The organism is Mitsuaria chitosanitabida ATCC BAA-476 = NBRC 102408, assembly GCF_001598255.1.
In the GTDB taxonomy this organism is placed as follows: domain Bacteria; phylum Pseudomonadota; class Gammaproteobacteria; order Burkholderiales; family Burkholderiaceae_C; genus Roseateles; species Roseateles chitosanitabidus.
Map to the genome: position 1 here is coordinate 87502 of NZ_BCYP01000022.1, position 17345 is coordinate 104846.

The following is a 17345-nucleotide window of genomic DNA, read 5'->3' on the forward strand; positions in this document are numbered from 1 at the left end:
GGCGCGGCGGACCCGATAGAGGTCCGGCGCGCGGTCGAGCGGTCGGCTTCAGTGCGTCAGGCTGTCCCGCACATGCGCCAGCGCCGCGACGACCTTGTACGACGGCACGCCCGCGACATGCAGCTGCTTGGCGGCCTGCAGCAGCACCAGGTCCTGGAAGCTGAAGCGCAGGCGGGTGTCGGGCGACAGCAGGTCCTCGGCGACCAGGGCCTTGATGTAGCTGCGCGGCAGCCCGGTGATGTCGTGGGCCTGCTTCATCGAGAACGGGGCGGTGGCGGCGGTGTGGGCGGACATGGTGGGCTCCTCTTGCGTTGGAGCCCACGGTATCCGGCGGGTCGGGGCGGGGCAGCCGGAGAAGCGCGCCACGGCGTGTAGGACGAGAGGAGGGCGGCCCTGTGGATTCGCCTCGTCACAAGCCAGGTCGAGGGGCGCCCGCAAGCGTCACGGGTCCGCCTGGCCCGCTGACCGTCAGGCAAGGTCCGGCCCCTTCGGGCGGGGACTCGCGTCCGGCGTTCACACGCCCCGCGCGCACTGCACTTCGGTCGCCGGTGTCGCGCGCAGGGCCGGCAGCGCCACCCAAGCGTCGTTGACCCACACCCGCGGCATCGCGATCGCCACCTCATTCGGCGGGCGGAACTCCAGCAGGCGGAAATATTCCGGCGTGCCGCGCTCCCGGTCCTGGCGCGAGTGGCCCACGCCGCGCCGGTAGTCGGAGCCGACGATGGGCTCCAGCGGGCGGAAGCCTTGGCCCTTCATCGGCACGTCCCAGGTGTCCCCGCTCTTCAGGTCCAGCAGCAGGAACTCCGCGCGCTCGAAGCGCAGCGTCGCGCCCTGATGCACGAACAGCTTGGCGCACAGCGGTGGGGCCGGACCGAAACTGGCCGCCGGATTCCCGACGCAAGGACCGACGGCGATCGCGAACATCGGGTGGTCCAGCCAGAGGTCGCTCGACTCGTGGGAGACCTGGATCGCCGGAGCGGCGGCATGTTCCTGGAGCTTGAGCACGCGCACCTCGCCGCAACTGGCGCAGCCGATCAGCAGCGCCGCCGCTGCGATCGCGATCGAGGAGGCGAGAAGGCGTGCTGGAACCGGCATGGCGTGTCGTCGGGAGGCCTGGAATCGGCGGAGTATCACTCTCGCCGTCAACATCGCGTGAGCGGCCGCGCGATCCCGCGATCGACCCGTCAGCGTCCTGTCGCTCAACCGGCGTATCGTCCTCCGCGTCCCTTCGACCGAGCCACCGCCATGTCCTCCTCGCAGAACCCGTCGCGTCGCCGACTCCTCCAGCAAGCCGCCGGCGCCGCCGGCCTCGCGCTGCTGCCGCCGAGCGTGCAGCGCGCGCTCGCCAAGGCGCAGGCGCTGGATCGACCGGCCTCGCTCAAGGACATCCGGCACGTCGTGCTGCTGATGCAGGAGAACCGCTCCTTCGACCACTATTTCGGCACCCTGGCCGGGGTGCGCGGCTTCGACGATCCGGAGGCGATGACCCTGCAGGGCCCGCATGCCGGCAAGTCCGTCTTCCAGCAGCCGGACCCGAGGAACCCCGACGGCTACCTGCTGCCCTTCCACCTGGACACCCGCAGGACCAGCGCGCAGAAGATCCCGTCCACGAACCACAGTTGGCAGGTCCAGCACGAGGCCTGGAACGGCGGTCGCATGGACAACTGGGTGCCCGCGCACCGCAAGGCCGAGGGCGAGAACGGGCCCTACACCATGGGCCATTACCGCCGCGAGGACATCCCCTTCCATTTCGCGCTGGCGGAGGCCTTCACGATCTGCGACGGCTATCACTCGTCGATGATGGGACCGACCTGGCCCAACCGCATGTACTGGATGACCGGCACCATCGACACCGCCGGCGCGCACGGCGGTCCGGTCATCAGCAACAGGAAGGTCCCGGGCGGCTACACCTGGACCACCTATGCCGAGCGCCTCGAGGCCGCCGGCGTCAGCTGGAAGGTTTACCAGCAGCAGGACAACTACGGCACCAACATGCTGGAGCTGTTCAAGACCTTCATGGAGGCGCCCAAGGACTCGCCGCTGCGCGTGAAGGGTCTGACCCGCGGCCCCGAGGGCCAGTTCGAGGACGACGCGCGCAACGACCGTCTCCCCACCGTGTCCTGGATCCTGCCGACCAGCTTCCAGTCCGAGCACCCCGAGTACACGCCCGCCGACGGCGCCGCCTTCATCGCCAGCAAGATCGAGGCGATCGCGTCGAATCCGGAGGTCTGGGCCAAGACCGTCTTCATCCTCAACTACGACGAGAACGACGGGCTCTTCGACCACGTCGCGCCGCCGGTGCCGCCGGCGGGCACGCCCGACGAGTTCGTCAAGGGCGTGCCCGCGGGCGGTGGCTTCCGCGTGCCGGCGATCATCGTGTCGCCATGGACGGCGGGCGGCTGGGTCAGCAGCCAGCTCTTCGATCACACCTCGGTGCTGCAGTTCCTCGAGCAGGTCACCGGCGTGAAGGAGCCCAACATCAGCGCCTGGCGTCGGCGGACCTTCGGGGACATGACGTCGGTGTTCGGATTCGATGAGCCGAAGTCGACGGGCTTCCCCGCGCTGCCGGACGCGAAGGCCGAGCTCGTGGCCGCGAAGGAGGCGATCGCCACGCTGCCCAAGCCGGTGCTGCCGGGTGGCAATCAGGGGGTGCCGAGGCAGGAGAAGGGCGTGCGCAAGCGCAGGGGTTGATGGCGCGCGGCGCGCGCCGGGACCCTCTCCCCCACCCTCTCCCGCAAGCGGGCGAGGGGGCCGGTAGGGGCGAGCGATGCCAGCTAGAAGCCCGCGCCGATGGCCGTCTTCAGATGCTCCACCAGCAGCTTCACGCCCTGCGGGGTGTGGCTGCTCCAGGGATGGATCGCGTAGATCGCGTCGCCGAAGAAGCCCACCGCGCGCCAGTCGGTCAGGACCTCCACCAGACGGCCGTCACGCACCGCGTCGCGGGCGCTGAAGTCCGGCAGCAGCGCCAGACCCAGGCCCGAGAGCGCGGCGTCGCGCAGCACCTCGCTGTTGCTCGCGCGGAAGTGGCCTTGCACCGGCACGCGCAGGCGCTCGGGGTCGGCGCCGTCGTCGCGGCGCTCGAAGAACCATTGCGCGGGGCCGGGCCGCAGATACGGCAGGCATCGGTGCCGGGCGAGCTCCGCGGGGTGACGCGGTGTCCCGGCCTGCGCGAGGTAGGCGGGGCTCGCCGTCAGCAACGCGCGCGAACCGCAGAGCTTGAAGGCGACATGCGTCTCCGGCGGTGCGCTGGTGTGGCGGATCGCCAGGTCGAAGCCCTCCTGCGCGAGCGGTACCAGCCGGTCGGAGAGATCGAGCTCGATGCGCAGCTCGGGATAGCGCGCGAAGAAGGCCGGCAGCGCCGGGGCCACGTGTTGCCTCCCCAGCGCGACGGGCGCGGTCACGCGCAGCACGCCGCGCGGCGCGCCGGCCGCCTCGCGGGCCTCGCTCAGGCTGCGCGTCAGCAGCGCCAGGCCGGGCTCGGCCTGCTCGACCAGGCGCAGCCCCGCCTCGTTCAGCCGCACCGAGCGCGTCGTGCGCTGCACCAGTTGCTGGTCCAGGTGGCGCTCGAGATCGGCAATGCGCTGGCTCACCGCGGCCTTGGACAAGCCCAGCCGCTGCGCCGCCTGCGTGAAGCTGCCCAGGCGCGCGACCGCGATCAGCGCCTGCAGCTGCGGCCAGAGCAGCTCATCGCGGGCCTCGACGCGGAGGACGGGATCGGCGCCTTCGCTGGAGGAGGAGGTCGGGGCGGGCGATCGGGTGGCCGTAGGCGAGGGCATGAAAGCTCCAGGAGGCGCGAGCAGCGGGGCGAGACCGACCGGGCGAACGGAATCGGGGTGTTGACTGTTCAGTATGCCGAACAATCTGGTCAGCGATCTGGCCTAGGCAGCGGGAGGGCGGCTGCCTAGACTGGCCGCATTCCAGCGATTCGGAGACCCCCGTGAGCCAACGTCCCTCGACCCCCGCCTTCACCGACGCCGCCGACGTCACGCACTTCATCGCCGGCGAGCGCCGCCCCGCGACCTCGGGTCGCTCGCAAGCCGTGTTCAATCCGACGACCGGCCAGGTGGCACGCCAGCTGCAGCTGGGCAGCGCGGCCGACGTGGACACCGCCGTCGCCGCCGCGCAGGCCGCCTTCCCGGCCTGGTCCGACGCGCCGCCGCTGCGCCGCGCGCGGGTGATGTTCAAGTTCCTGGAGCTGCTGAACCAGCACCGCGACCGCTTCGCCGCGATGATTACCGCCGAGCATGGCAAGGTCTTCACCGACGCGCAGGGCGAGGTCACGCGCGGCATCGACATCGTCGAGTTCGCCTGCGGCGTGCCGCAGCTGCTCAAGGGCGACTTCACCGAGCAGGTCTCCACCGGCATCGACAACTGGACCACGCGCCAGGCGCTGGGCGTCGTGGCGGGCATCACGCCCTTCAACTTCCCCTTCATGGTCCCGATGTGGATGGCGCCGCTGGCCATCGCCACCGGCAACGCCTTCATCCTCAAGCCCAGCGAGCGCGACCCCTCGCCCAGCCTGCTGATCGCCGAGCTGTTCAAGCAGGCCGGCCTGCCGGACGGCATCTTCCAGGTCGTGCAGGGGGACAAGCAGGTGGTGGACGCGCTGCTGCACCATCCGGACGTGCGCGCGCTGAGCTTCGTCGGCTCGACGCCGATCGCGCAGTACATCTACGAGACCGGCGCCCGCCACGGCAAGCGCGTGCAAGCGCTGGGCGGCGCGAAGAACCACATGGTCGTGATGCCCGACGCCGACATCGACCAGGCGGTGGACGCGCTGATCGGCGCGGCCTACGGCTCGGCGGGCGAGCGCTGCATGGCGATCTCGGTGGCGGTGCTGGTGGGCGACGTGGCCGACCGCATCGTGCCCAAGCTGGCCGAGCGCGCCCGCGCGCTGAAGATCAAGGACGGCATGGACCTGGACGCCGAGATGGGCCCCATCGTCACCCGCGAGGCCCGCGATCGCATCGAGGGCTACATCGCGCTGGGCGTGGAGGAGGGCGCGTCGCTGGTCGTCGACGGTCGCGGTCACCGCGTCGACGGCCATCCCGAGGGCTTCTTCACCGGCGGCACGCTGTTCGATCACGTGACCCCCGAGATGCGCATCTACAAGGAAGAGATCTTCGGCCCGGTGCTGGCCTGCGTGCGCGCGCACGACTTCGCCGAGGCGCTGGCGCTGGTGAACGCGCATGAGTTCGGCAACGGCGTGGCCTGCTTCACCAGCGACGGCAACGTCGCCCGCGAGTTCGCGCGCCGCGTGCAGGTCGGCATGGTGGGCATCAACGTGCCCATCCCCGTGCCGATGGCCTGGCACGGCTTCGGCGGCTGGAAGAAGAGCCTGTTCGGCGACATGCACGCCTACGGCGAAGAGGGCGTGCGCTTCTACACGAAGCAGAAGAGCGTCATGCAACGCTGGCCCGCCAGCATCGCCAAGGGCGCGGAGTTCGCGATGCCCACGAGCAAGTGAGGCCGTCGAGCTCCGAAAGCCGACGCGCGCGGTTGGCCTGACCCCCTCTCCCGCTTGCGGGAGAGGGCAGGGGTGAGGGTCTTCCGCAGGCCGCCGCATCAGCTACCCTTGCCGGATGTTTCCGCGCGGCTCCTCTTCCCCCGACTCCCTGACGACCTTGCCGGCAGCGCTTGCTGAAGCGCCGCTGGGCGAGCTGCTCGAGCGCGCCCGCGCGGCGCAGCGCGATGCGCGGCTCGACGAGGGCCAGGCCCTGGCCGACGCGGTCTGGCACCGCGCCGATACCGAGGGCTTCATCAACGAGCAAGCCGAAGCCGGCCGTCTGCGCGCCTTCTTCCGTCTTCGCCGCGGCGACCTGCGCGGCATGCTGGACGTCGGCGAGCGTTCCCTGCGGCTGCTGCGCCCGCTCGGCCCGAGCACCGGCCTGTGCGAGCTGCTCCGCTGGATGAGCCTGGCCGCGTGCGAGCTGGGCGACTACGAGCAAGGCCTGGCCTGCGCGCACGAGGCGCTGAAGCTCGCCGGCGAGATCGGCGACCCGCGCCTGCATGCGGTCGCGCTGAACGGCCTGGGCGCCTGCTTCGAGCGGATGGGCGATCCCTGGCAGGCCGAGCGCCTGATGAGCGAGGCCGCCGGCCAGCTGCGCGCGGAGCCCTCCCCGTACGAGCGCGTGGTCACGCTCACCAATCTCTGCACCGTGGCGCTGGGCGCATACCAGCTCCAGCGCGACGGCGCCGCGCCCGAGCAGGCGTCCCGCACGCTGGAACGCGCGCTGGACCTGGCCCGCGAGGCGCGCCCGCATTCGCTGCAACTGGGCGACCGCTACGGCATCGCGCTGACCGCGTCCAACTTCGGCGAGGTGCTGCTGCTGATGGGGCGCCTGGACGAGGCCGAGCCGCTGCTGCTCGAGGCGCGCGAGGAATGCGCGCGCGCGGGCTTCCGGCTGCTGGACTGGCGGCTGCGCTGCATGCTGGCCGAGCTGCAGCTGGCGCGGGGTCAGGCGACCGCCGCGTGGAAGGAGCTGGAGGTCCTGCGCGAGGAGACCGATCGCGTCGGCGATCCCGCGCCGGAGGCCGGCACCGGATCCGCCGAGGGCGAGAACGCCGATGCCGCGCGTTTCCCCGCGCCGCTGTTCATCCGGCTTCGCCTGCATCAGGCGAGCTATCGCGCGGCCAAGGCGCTGGCGCTGCTGGGACCGGCGCTCTTCCATCTGGAGCAGGCCCGCGCGCTGGAGCGGCGCCGCGCCGTCTCGCAGCTCACGGCGCAGTCGCAGTACTTCGTCTCGCGGATGGAGGCGGAATTCGCCGTCGACCCGGCCGCGACGGCGGAGCGGGACCAGGCGGCCTTCAAGGATCCGCTGACGGGGCTGGGCAACCGCCGTTGCCTGGAGTCCCGCCTGCCGCCGCTGCTGCGCGCGGCCGAGCAGGAGGACCGCCCGTTGACGGTCGCCCTCATCGACGCCGACGGCCTGCGCAACATCAACGAGCGCCACGGTCACGAGATCGGCGACCGCGTGCTGCAGGAGCTGGCGCAGCTGCTGCGCGAGAACACCCGCGGCAGCGATCTGCTGCTGCGCTGGAGCGGCGAGGAGTTCCTGGTCGTGTTCCCGGACACCATCGCCGATCGCGGCTTCGAGGTGTGCGAGCGGATCCGGGCCAGCGTGTCGGTGCATCCCTGGGGGGAGCTCGCGCCGGGGCTGGACGTCACGCTCAGCATGGGCTTGGCGAGCGCGCCGCCCTTTGCGACCGATCTGCTGATCGCTCGGGCCCACGCGGCGGTCGAGCGGGCGAAGCACCTGGGGCGGAATCGGGTGGCGTTGGCCTGAGCCCGAAGACCCTCACCCCCACCCTCTCCCGCAAGCGGGCGAGGGGGCACACCGCGCGCTGTCGGGGAGGCGGGTGGCAGGGCGCCCGTCGCATCGGCGCCACCATCGATCCGTCACTCGCACGGAGCCCCTAACCGGGGACAGGTCTTGCGGGAAATCCTCCTCCACCTGTTTCTAAAATGAGAAGAGTTCTCATCTATCGGGTAAATCCCCCGATGAGCCCCGGCCTCAGGCGCCGGTCGCGCGACCCGCGCACCGACCCTGCCGGACCCTTCGCGCCAGCCTGATTCCACGCCCCTCCGCGTCCCGCGACCTTGCCGTCGCGCGCGTCACGCGGTCCCGGGGGCGGGACGTAGCAAGCCCCCGTCGTCCACCACCAGCCCCGCAGAGGGGCGCGGCGCGCCTGCACGCGCGCCGGCATGGGCTTGCGCCCTCGAATCGTCCACATGTCCCGCTCGACTCCCTCCGCTCTCCAGGTCCTGCCCGTCGCCGCCGCCGTGGCGCTGCTGCTCTCCACCGCCGCCGCGGTCGCTCAGGCCGCGCCGGTCCAGGACGCCGCCACGACCGTCGCGGCCGACACCGCCGGCGCCGCCGCCGATGGCGACACCGTCGCCGACGCCCAATCCGGCGGCAAGCGCCGCAACGCGCTGGACCGCGTGACCATCAGCGCCGCGCGCAAGAAGCTCGAGGGCGCCAGCACCAAGCTGCCGCTGACCGCGCGCGAGACGCCGCAGTCCGTCAGCAGCATCGACGCCGAGCGCATCGAGAACGAGACCCTGATCAGCATCAACGACGTGATGCAGACCATCACCGGCGTCAACGTGTCCTTCTACGACACGCAGCGCCCGCTGTACTTCGCGCGCGGCTTCCAGATCACCGACTTCCAGGTCGACGGCATCCCGACCTACAGCGGCGGCACCAACCAGGAATACGACACCGTCTTCTACTCGCGCATCGACGTCGTGCGGGGCGCCAACGGTCTGACCACCGGCGCGGGCATCCCGTCGGCCACCGTGAACATGATCCGCAAGCGGCCCGAGAAGACCTTCTCCGCCTACGGTGGCCTGGTCTGGGGATCCTGGGACCACCACCGCGTCGAGGCCGACCTCAACACCCCGCTGACCAGCGACGGCCGCGTGCGCGCGCGCTTCATCGCCGCGGCGCAGGAGCGCGATTCCTTCCGCGACCGCTATCACGAGACCAAGACCGCCTTCATGGGCGCCGTCGAGGCCGACCTGCTGCCCGGCACCACCGTCACCCTGGGCTACCAGAACCAGAACAACATTCCCACCGCGCCGATCTGGGGCACGATCCCGCGCTTCGCCTCGGACGGCTCGCTGGCCAACCTGTCCCGCGCGACGAGCTTCTCCCCCGGCTGGACGCGCTGGTCGCGCCGCAACGGCACGGTCTACGCCCAGCTGGAACAGCAGCTCGGCGCGGACTGGGCGCTCAAGGTCATCGCCAACCACAGCGAGGGCGACAGCTTCAGCCTGCGCACCTACGGCAGCGGCTATCCCGATCCGAAGACCGGCGCCGGCATGAAGGTGCTGGCGGCCGTCGGCCAGAGCTGGGAGCAGCGCGACAGCCTCGACGTCTACGCCTCGGGCACGCTGTCGCTGCTCGGCCGATCGCATGACCTGGTCATCGGCGCCAACGGCGTCAAGACCACGACGACCACGCCCACCTTCACCTCGCTCGCGTCCTGGAGCTACGCGATCCCGGACATCCGGACCTGGGACGGCACGGCGCCGATGCCGACCTTCAGCACCACCGGCGCCAAGCGCATCGCCACCACCGAGCAGAGCGGCGTCTTCGCCACCGCCCGCTGGCGCCTGACCGAGCCGCTGTCGCTGATCACCGGCGCCCGCGTCAGCTGGTGGAAGACCGGCACCGACGCGTACAACGCGGCCGGCACCTTCACCGGCACCAGCGGCGCCTACAAGGTGACGAGCGAGGTCTCGCCCTACGTCGGCGTCGTCTACGACCTGATGCCCTCGCTGTCGGTCTACGCCAGCTACACCGACCTGTTCAAGCCGCAGAGCTACAAGGACAAGGACAACAACCTGCTCGCCCCCATCCGCGGCAGCAACACCGAGGTCGGCCTCAAGGGCGACCTCTTCGACAAGCGCCTGGCGCTGTCGTTCGCGGTCTTCGAGGCCAAGCAGGACAACTACGCGGTGCGCGACGCGTCGCAGCCGGAGGGTTCCTTGCCGGACGGCGGCTCCGCCTACATCGGCGTGAACGGCACCAAGACCAAGGGCTTCGAGTTCGACGCCGCCGGCCGGATCACCGACCGCTGGACGCTCAACGCCGGCTATGCCAACACGCGCATCACCCGCGCGCCGACCGACCTGATCTACGCCAACCTGCCGCGCCACACGGTGCAGCTGAGCACCAGCTACCGCATGCCCGGCGCCTGGGAGAAGCTGACGGTCGGCGCCGGCCTGAACTGGCAGAGCACGGTGACCGGCTACGGCATCCCGCATCCGACGGCGGGCACGGTGACCGTGACGCAGCCGTCCTACCTGCTGCTGAGCCTCAATGCCAACTACCAGCTGAACGACCACCTCAGCCTGGGCCTGTCGGTGCGCAACGCGCTGGACAAGACCTACTGGGCCAACCTCGACTACCCCAACTACGGCGACCCGCGCAGCGTGATGTTCAGCGTGCGCGGCCGGTTCTGATGGCCATGGCCGAGGGCAGCACCGCCGAGCTCGTGGCGCAGTCGCTGGCGAGGGCCAACGCCGCGCCCGAGGCCGCGAAGGATCGCCAGGCCAAGCCGCCGCGCGAGAGCCTGCCCTGGCGCTACCGCGCGGCGGTGGCCTCGCGCGCCGTCGCCGCGCTCGGTGGCGGCTACGCGCTGGCCTCGGCACTCGGCGCGGCGATCGGCGCGCACCTGCAGCCGCTGCTTGGCGACAGTCGCGCCGAGGCCGCCATCACCGGCGTGATGGCCGGCTTCGTGGCCTACGCCGTCGCCTTCATGACGGCCTTCGCCGTCCGCAACGCCTGGCTCGCCTGGGCCTGGGTGCTCGGCCCCGCGCTGCTGCTGGGCGCCATCGCCTGGGGGCCGCGCTGGCTGGGCTGAGCCCGACGCGCCGCGACCCCGCATGACCTGACCCCCACCTCCCGCCTTCCATGCATAGCCATCCCTTCCCCCCTTCCCCGGCCCGGCCGGTCGCCCCATGAGAGCCGACGGCGCGCGCGAGGGCTTCCGCCAGGCGATGGCGTGGCTGCACACCTGGACCGGCCTGGTGCTGGGCTGGCTGCTGTTCGCGATCTTCCTGGGCGGGACCTTCGCCTTCTTCAAGAACGAGCTCAACCTGTGGAGCCGCCCCGAGCTGCATGCGCTGCCGCCGGCCGGCCCGCTGAGCGCCGCGCAGCTGGCGACCTACGAGGACGGCATCCGCCGTCTGGCGCCGCAGGCCACCAGCTGGCGGCTGAGCGCGCCCGACGATCGCCATCCGCAGGCGTCGGTCTTCTACCGCAACGCGCCGGCGGCGCCGGGGCAGCGCGCGCGCTTCGAGCAGCGCTGGCTGGACGCCGAGCACGGCGACGCGATCCCGGTGCGCAAGACCTTCGGCGCCGGCGAGTACTTCTATCGCTTCCACTTCGAGCTGCGCTCGGCGCAGCAGAGCAAGTGGATCCTGGAGGGCCGCTGGGTGGTGGGGCTGGCGACCTTGCTGATGCTGGTGGCGCTGCTCAGCGGCGTGGTCACGCACCGGCGCATCTTCAAGGACTTCTTCACCTTCCGGCCCAAGTCCAAGGCGACGCAGCGCGCCTGGCTGGACGCGCACAACCTGTGCGGGGTGCTGGCGCTGCCGTTCTACCTGGTCATCACCTTCAGCGGGCTGATGACGATGCACAGCCTGTACCTGCCAGCGCCGATCGACGCGGCCTTCGGCAAGCAGACGGCGGCGTACTTCGGCGAGCTCAGCGGCGACGAGGTCCCCCGTGCCCGCGCGCGCGACGGCGGCGCCGAGACGCCGCTGCCCGCGATCGGCGCGGCGGGCTGGGACACGATCCTGCGCGACGTGCATCGCCGGATGCCCGACGGCCGCATCGAGGGCATCGGCCTGCAGCACGAGGGCGGGCGCACGGTGGTCGAGTTCACTCCCCACGACGGGGACCGCCTCCAGTACCGCGGACCACGGCTGTTCTACGACGCGCGGACGTTGACGCTGATCCGCCGCGCCGACAACGAGCGGCCCGCGGCGAAGACCTACGGCGTGCTCTACGGCCTGCACGTGGCGCGCTTCGCCGACCTGCCGCTGCGCTTCGTGCTGGCGGGGCTGGGGCTGCTGGGCACCGCGATGATCGCGACCGGCCTGGTGTTGTGGAGCGTCAAGCGACGCGCCGACGCGGAACGTCGCAAGGTCGGCGTCGGGCGAGGGCATCGGCTGGTCGACGCGCTGAACATCGGCGCGATCGCCGGCATGCCGATCGCGATGGCCGCGTTCTGCCACGCGACGCGCTGGCTGCCGCTGGACCTGACCGAGCGGCCGGATGGCGAGATCAAGGTGTTCTTCGGCGTGCTCGCGCTGGGCTTCCTGGCCGCGGCGCTGGGGGCGCGATGGCGACATCTGTTCGTGGCGGGCGCGCTGGCGTGGGCGGCGCTGCCGGTGATGGACGCGGTCGGCGGTTGGCCGTTCTGGGAGGCCGGCGCGACGGTGCAGGCGGTGAACCTGGGCTTTGTCGGAATCGCGGCGCTGCTCGCGGTGCTGGCGTGGAAGTGCGGGCCGCGGGCGATGCCGCCTCGACCGGGGAAGTCGGCCAAGGCGACCGCCGACGCCAGCGGCGGTGGGGCGGCCGTTTCGGCGGTGGCCCGCTCCGCCGCCCTGATCGGCCCGCAAGGCGGCGATGCCGGACGTCCGGCCACGGAGGGCGCGTGATGGACCTGCTGCATCCGATGCTCTGTTCGTTCGCGGCGTTCGCGGCGCTGTGCCTGGCGATGGAACGGCACCATGAGGACGCGCTCGATGGCGAGCCCAGCGGTCGTCGCGTGCGGCGACTGCGGGTGGCCGCGGTGGCGGCCTTCGTCGCGTCGTGGTGGACGGTGATTCCGCGGGCGGACTACGGCATCGCCTGGACGATGTGGACCGTGCAGCTGACGGCCGGCGCGGTCGCGGTCGTGGCGCTCATCACCTGGTGGCCCAGGCGACTGCCCGCGGCGGCCGTGGCCGTCGGCGCGGCGGCGGTGATGCTGATGCCGTTGACGGCGCCGGGGTGGCGTTGAGAAGACCCTCACCCCAGCCCTCTCCCGCAAGCGGGAGAGGGGGCAAGAGAGCGCGGGGGCAGCGGGCGAGAGCACAGGAGAGCAGGGGCACAGGGGTGCACGAGGACTCGCTGACTTCGACGGCTTCCACCAGGGCGCATTGACCCCCTCTCCCGCTTGCGGGAGAGGGCAGGGGTGAGGGTCTTCGGGCTCCTTGCGCCGCCGCTCCCTACGCCACCCGCTCCACCGCCTGCACCACGTTCCGCCCCTGGCCCTTGGCCCGATAGAGCGCCTGGTCCGCCCGCCGCATCACCTCCGCGGCGCTGACGTCCTGCCCCGAGGACTCCGCCACCCCGAAGCTCGCCGTCAGCGACCAGACCTGTCCGTTCCACTCGAACGGCAGCGCCTCCAGCACCGCCCGCATGCGCTCCGCCACCAGCGTCGCGCCGGCGATGTCGGTGTGGGGCAGCAGCGCGCAGAACTCCTCGCCGCCCAGGCGCCCGAGCAAGTCCACCTCCCGCAGGCAGGGCGAGGCGATCGCCACCAGCGCCTGGAGCGCCGCGTCGCCCGCCGCGTGTCCCAGCGTGTCGTTGAGCTGCTTGAAACGATCCATGTCCAGCAGCACCAGCGCATAGCCATGGCCGCGCATCTGGCGCGCATGCTCGACGTCCATCGCCTGCGACAGCGCGCGGCGGTTGAGCGCGTCGGTGAGCGGGTCGCGCTCGGTCAGCCGGCGGATCTGCAGCACCAGCTTGGTCAGCAGCAGGAAGGCCATCCAGCCGTTGAGCGCCAGCGCCAGCACCACCGAGGCCCACAGCCAGGCCACGTTGAACGGGCTGCGCACGTCCAGGTTGGCCGCGTGGGCCGGCAGCAACACGGCCACCAGCGGCCGTGACCACACGAGCATCGCCATCACCAGCAGCGGCAGCGCGATCGTGAAGGCCGTGCTGCCGCGCAGGCTGCGCCATCGCAGCAGACGGAAGGCGTCGAGCGCCGCGAAGGCCGCGAAGCCCCCCATCGCGCCGAACAGCAGCGCCATGCGGGACAAGGGCTCCGGCCCCAGGCCCAGCAACGCGGCCACCAGCGGCAGCCCCGCCGCCACGGCGAAGGTGTTGCGCCAGGGCGCCGGCCGCTCTCCGATCAGCGGCACGGACAGCCGCACCAGACCGAAAGCCGCCAGCGACAGCGTGTCCGGCCACCAGGCATGCGCCGGCAGCACCGGGGGAATGAAGGCCCGGTCGTAGAGCAGGAAGGACAGCGCGAGCAGACCGTTCGCGCCCGCCAGGCTGGCGCAGCCCCAGGGTGACTCGCGCAGGCCGACGGCGATCATGAGCCACACCACCGCGGCGACCGAGAAGATCACCACCAGCGCCGCGATCATCGAGACGGGATCGGTCACCGGCATCAGGCGAACTCCGCGTCGTCGGGACAGCGCAGCACGCGGTTTCGGCCGCGCGCCTTGGCCGCGTACATCGCGGCATCGGCCCGCGCCAGCGCGCCGCGGCCCTGCAGGTCCTCGCGCCGCATCATCGCCACGCCGAAGCTGGCGCTCAGGGGCCAGGTCTTGTCATCCCAGTCCAGCGGCCGCTCCTGCAGCAGCCGGCGCAGGCGCTCCGCGACGAGCATGGCGCCGGCGAGGTCGGTGTCGGGCAGCAGCACCGCGAACTCCTCGCCGCCCAGCCGGCCGAAGGCGTCGGTGTCGCGCAGCGTGTCGCCGATCACCGTCGCCAGGTGCTGCAGCGCGGCGTCCCCGCCGGCATGGCCCAGTTCGTCGTTGATGCGCTTGAAGTGGTCCACGTCCAGCACCAGCAAGGCATGCCGCCGGCCGCGGTCCACCTGCGCCTGCAGCCGCGCGAGCAGCTCCTCCAGCGCGCGACGGTTGAGCAGCCCGGTCAGCGCGTCGCGCCGGGTGAGGTGGCGCACGCGCGCGATCAGGCGCTGCAGCACCAGGGCCACCAGGCCGGTGGCGATGGTCAGGTTCACGACCAGGCGCAGCAGGGCCAGCGGCGCGTTGTCGGTCATGCCGGCCAGCGACATCGCCGGCGGCAGCCAGCCCAGCAGGTCCGCGGCGCGCCACAGGCAGACGCCGCCCAGGACCGCGTAAGGCAGCAGCACGGCGCTGGTGAGCACCAGGCCGAAGCCGGCGCCGATGGCGATGTCGCGCGCGGCCATCAGGACCAGCACGGCTCCGGCGACGTTGTCGACGACGCGCGCGGCGGCGAGATGCGGATAGGACAGGGCGGCCGCGACCAGTGCGACGACCACGATCGCCACGATGTCGTTCAGCGTATAGCGCACCCGCATCAGGCCGCGGATGCCGGCCGTCAGCAGGCCGGAGGCCACGACGCTCAGCGGCAGCGAGACGGGGATCTCCAGCGAGGCGGGCAGCGCCGGCCACCAGGACAAGGCCAGCAGACCGTGATGCGCCGCGATGAGCCGCGCCGCCCGAGGCGCGATGCGCAGGGCCTCACCCAGCAACAGCCAGACGACGCAGGCGACGGCGTCGAACACGGCAATCACCATCAGCAACGTGTCGGCGTCGAGCGGCGGCATGCGGGGCATCATCGCAAAGCGGAGGGGGGCGCACAATCGCGCGCACGACTGTCGACATCCCTCGTTCGGCGGGGTCCGGAGAATCGGCCGTGAATGACACGAGTGCCACCACTTCCATCACTTTGATCACGGGCGCCGCCCGCGGCATCGGCGCCGCGACCGCGCTGCTGCTGGCGCGGCGCGGCCATGACCTGGCGATCAACTACCGCCGCGACGAGGCCGCCGCCGAGGCGCTCGCCCGGCAAATCCGGGGCCTGGGCCGCCGGGCGATCACGGTTCGCGCCGACGTGGCCCGGCCCGACGAGGTCGAGGCCTTGTTCTCGGCCGTCGACGCGGGACTGGGCCGGCTCACCGGGCTGGTCAACAACGCCGGCATCGTCGCGCCGCGGGCCTCGCTGGCCGAGCTCTCGCGGGAGCGGGTGCGGCACATGTTCGAGGTCAACGTCTTCGGACTGATCCACTGCACCCAGCTGGCGGCCGAACGGATGAGCCGCTCGCGCGACGGACGCGGCGGCGCGATCGTCAACCTGTCCTCGCGGGCGGCGCAGCGCGGGTCGGCGCACATGTACTCGGACTACGCCGCCAGCAAGGGCGCGGTCGACACGCTGACGCTGAGCCTGGGCCATGAGCTGATCGCCGAGGGCATCCGCGTCAACGGGGTGCGGCCGGGGATCATCGAGACCGACATCCACGCCGACAGCCTGCCGCCGGGCACGGTCGCCGAGCGCCTGGCCGAGGCGGCCCAGGGCATCCCGATCGGTCGGCTGGGCACGGCCGAGGAGATCGCGGAGGCGATCGCCTGGCTGCTGTCGGACGCGTCGAGCTACACCGTCGGCGCCACGCTGGACGTGGCCGGCGGCCGCTGACTCGCGGACAGGTCCGCCGCCGCGAACCGCCCGGCACGACCGGGGCAAGCCGGTGGCATCAGCGTCGATCGAGGCGCGAGCCCGCGCCCGCCGCTCAGCGTCGCTCGACCAGTACCGGCGTCAGCGCCATCGCCGTGCGGACGCGCTCCGCGGCGGCGCGCGCGTCCTCGCGGCTGGTGAACGGACCGGCCTGCAGGCGGTGCAGGTTCTTGTCCTTGAAGATGGTCAGCATCGGCGCGAGCTCTTCCATGCCGCGCGTGAACTGCTCGCGCAGCTGCTCCGCGCCTTCGAGGCGGGAGAAGGCACCGAACTGCAGCCAGAAGCCTTGCGCGGCCGCGATCTTCAGCGCGGGGACCGGTGCCTTCGGATCGGTCGCGGCGATCGCGCCGGCGGTCGCGGTGGCCACGGCATCGGCCTTGGTCTGGCCGGCGGGCGGCAGGTCGCTGCCCGGAGGCAGGGCAGTGATCGGGATCTGCACCATCCCGGCGTTGCCGGTCATCACGTCGGAGGCGGAGGTCGCCGCCGTGGCGACCGCGGGGACCGGGTTGCTCGCCGCCGGGGCGGTCTGCGCGACGGCGGCTGACGCGGGCTTCACGCCGGCGGAGCGCGCGGGCGTCGGGGCCGCGGCGACGACCGGGGCCGGCGTCATGGGCGGGCGCATCTGGGCGGTGGTCGGGAGCTCGGGCGCGCCGCTGGGCGTGGCCGCGGCGTAGACCGGCGTGTCGGGCGCGACCTTGGGGTCGGGCGACAGCGTGTCGCGGTCCTTGGTCCAGGCGCCGGTGCGGATGTCCTCGTAGGTGATGCGCTCGATCTCGACCGGCGCCACGCCGTGCAGCACGTCCAGCTTGAGCGCGGCGGTGTAGCTCAGGTCGATGATGCGGCCCTTGTGGAAGGGGCCGCGGTCGTTGATGCGGACGATGACCTCGCGGCCGTTCTTCGGGTTGCGGACGCGGGCGTAGCTCGGGATGGGCATGGTCGCGTGGGCGGCCGTCATCGCGTACATGTTGTAGACCTCGCCGCTGGAGGTCGGCTTGCCGTGGAACTTGCGGCCGTACCAGGAGGCCAGGCCCTTCTGCACCAGCGGCTTGTCGTCGGCGACGGGCTCGTAGCGCTCGCCCAGGACCTCATAGGGCTTGTTGGGGCCGCCCTTGCGGATGCTCTCCATGCGCGGCATCGCGTCGGGGACGTTCTTGAGGTCGGACGGGATGTCCGTGCCGGGGCCGTCCCGGTCGGGCCAGGTGGTGACCTTGGGGCCGCCCGGGACGGGGCGGCTGGGGGCGGGACCGCGGCTGGCGCAGGCGGCCAGGATCAGGGCACACGTCAGGACGGCCAGGCGCTGGCCGGCGGGGCGGGCTTCAAACATGGGCGCAACCCTAGCAATGCGCCACGGTTTTGCCAAGGTTATGCTCCACGGTCCCCTTGGGCGTT

General features: G+C 71.9%; 14 protein-coding genes. 8 read left to right on the top strand and 6 right to left on the bottom strand.

Annotated elements, in window-relative coordinates:
- Window positions 1–48: 48 nt before the first annotated feature.
- Both MCHT01_RS15030 and MCHT01_RS15035 read right to left on the bottom strand, forming a co-directional pair.
- The gene (locus tag MCHT01_RS15030; RefSeq protein ID WP_067066157.1) at window positions 49–294 is read right to left on the bottom strand and encodes a hypothetical protein; all 246 of its coding nucleotides are present in this window, start codon (window positions 292–294) and stop codon (window positions 49–51) included.
- Window positions 295–513: 219 nt separating this feature from the next.
- Complete coding sequence (locus MCHT01_RS15035; protein ID WP_067066158.1) at window positions 514–1095, bottom strand: hypothetical protein; 582 nt, start codon at window positions 1093–1095, stop codon at window positions 514–516.
- Window positions 1096–1245: 150 nt separating this feature from the next.
- Here MCHT01_RS15035 and MCHT01_RS15040 point away from each other — a divergent pair, with 150 nt between their 5' ends.
- Window positions 1246–2691 carry an alkaline phosphatase family protein gene (locus MCHT01_RS15040; RefSeq protein WP_067066159.1) on the top strand — a complete coding sequence of 482 codons (1446 nt, stop codon included), beginning with the start codon at window positions 1246–1248 and terminating at the stop codon, window positions 2689–2691.
- Window positions 2692–2774: 83 nt separating this feature from the next.
- Here the strand turns inward: MCHT01_RS15040 and MCHT01_RS15045 are convergent, their stop codons facing one another.
- Window positions 2775–3776, bottom strand: a complete 1002-nt coding sequence (locus MCHT01_RS15045; protein ID WP_084452689.1) for a LysR family transcriptional regulator — start codon at window positions 3774–3776, stop codon at window positions 2775–2777.
- A gap of 161 nt (window positions 3777–3937) precedes the next feature.
- Between MCHT01_RS15045 and MCHT01_RS15050 the strand changes: the two genes are divergently transcribed.
- The 6 genes from MCHT01_RS15050 to MCHT01_RS26780 all read left to right on the top strand — a co-directional run bounded on the left by MCHT01_RS15050 (window position 3938) and on the right by MCHT01_RS26780 (window position 12519).
- Entirely contained in the window at window positions 3938–5467 is a 1530-nt protein-coding gene (locus MCHT01_RS15050) for a CoA-acylating methylmalonate-semialdehyde dehydrogenase (RefSeq protein WP_067066160.1), read from the top strand.
- Window positions 5468–5624: 157 nt separating this feature from the next.
- Entirely contained in the window at window positions 5625–7286 is a 1662-nt protein-coding gene (locus MCHT01_RS15055; protein ID WP_067066161.1) for a tetratricopeptide repeat-containing diguanylate cyclase, read from the top strand.
- Window positions 7287–7732: 446 nt separating this feature from the next.
- Entirely contained in the window at window positions 7733–9970 is a 2238-nt protein-coding gene (locus MCHT01_RS15060) for a TonB-dependent siderophore receptor (protein WP_084452693.1), read from the top strand.
- Window positions 9970–10371 (top strand): DUF3649 domain-containing protein, encoded by a 402-nt coding sequence (locus MCHT01_RS15065; RefSeq protein WP_245643321.1) that lies wholly within the window; start codon window positions 9970–9972, stop codon window positions 10369–10371. Before MCHT01_RS15060 ends, MCHT01_RS15065 begins: the two co-directional genes overlap by 1 nt.
- A gap of 97 nt (window positions 10372–10468) precedes the next feature.
- Complete coding sequence (locus MCHT01_RS15070) at window positions 10469–12175, top strand: PepSY-associated TM helix domain-containing protein (RefSeq protein ID WP_084452695.1); 1707 nt, start codon at window positions 10469–10471, stop codon at window positions 12173–12175.
- Window positions 12175–12519 carry a DUF3325 domain-containing protein gene (locus MCHT01_RS26780; protein WP_067066163.1) on the top strand — a complete coding sequence of 115 codons (345 nt, stop codon included), beginning with the start codon at window positions 12175–12177 and terminating at the stop codon, window positions 12517–12519. Before MCHT01_RS15070 ends, MCHT01_RS26780 begins: the two co-directional genes overlap by 1 nt.
- A gap of 208 nt (window positions 12520–12727) precedes the next feature.
- Here the strand turns inward: MCHT01_RS26780 and MCHT01_RS15080 are convergent, their stop codons facing one another.
- A complete protein-coding gene (locus MCHT01_RS15080; RefSeq protein WP_067066164.1) occupies window positions 12728–13903 on the bottom strand; it encodes a GGDEF domain-containing protein in 1176 nt (391 codons plus the stop codon).
- Window positions 13903–15051: a GGDEF domain-containing protein gene (locus MCHT01_RS15085; RefSeq protein WP_067066165.1), complete on the bottom strand. Its 1149-nt coding sequence runs from the start codon at window positions 15049–15051 to the stop codon at window positions 13903–13905. Before MCHT01_RS15085 ends, MCHT01_RS15080 begins: the two co-directional genes overlap by 1 nt.
- Window positions 15052–15140: 89 nt before the next feature.
- Between MCHT01_RS15085 and MCHT01_RS15090 the strand changes: the two genes are divergently transcribed.
- Window positions 15141–15917 carry an SDR family oxidoreductase gene (locus tag MCHT01_RS15090; RefSeq protein ID WP_245643323.1) on the top strand — a complete coding sequence of 259 codons (777 nt, stop codon included), beginning with the start codon at window positions 15141–15143 and terminating at the stop codon, window positions 15915–15917.
- 94 nt (window positions 15918–16011) lie between these two features.
- Here the strand turns inward: MCHT01_RS15090 and MCHT01_RS15095 are convergent, their stop codons facing one another.
- The gene (locus MCHT01_RS15095) at window positions 16012–17280 is read right to left on the bottom strand and encodes a septal ring lytic transglycosylase RlpA family protein (protein WP_067066166.1); all 1269 of its coding nucleotides are present in this window, start codon (window positions 17278–17280) and stop codon (window positions 16012–16014) included.
- Window positions 17281–17345: the final 65 nt, after the last annotated feature.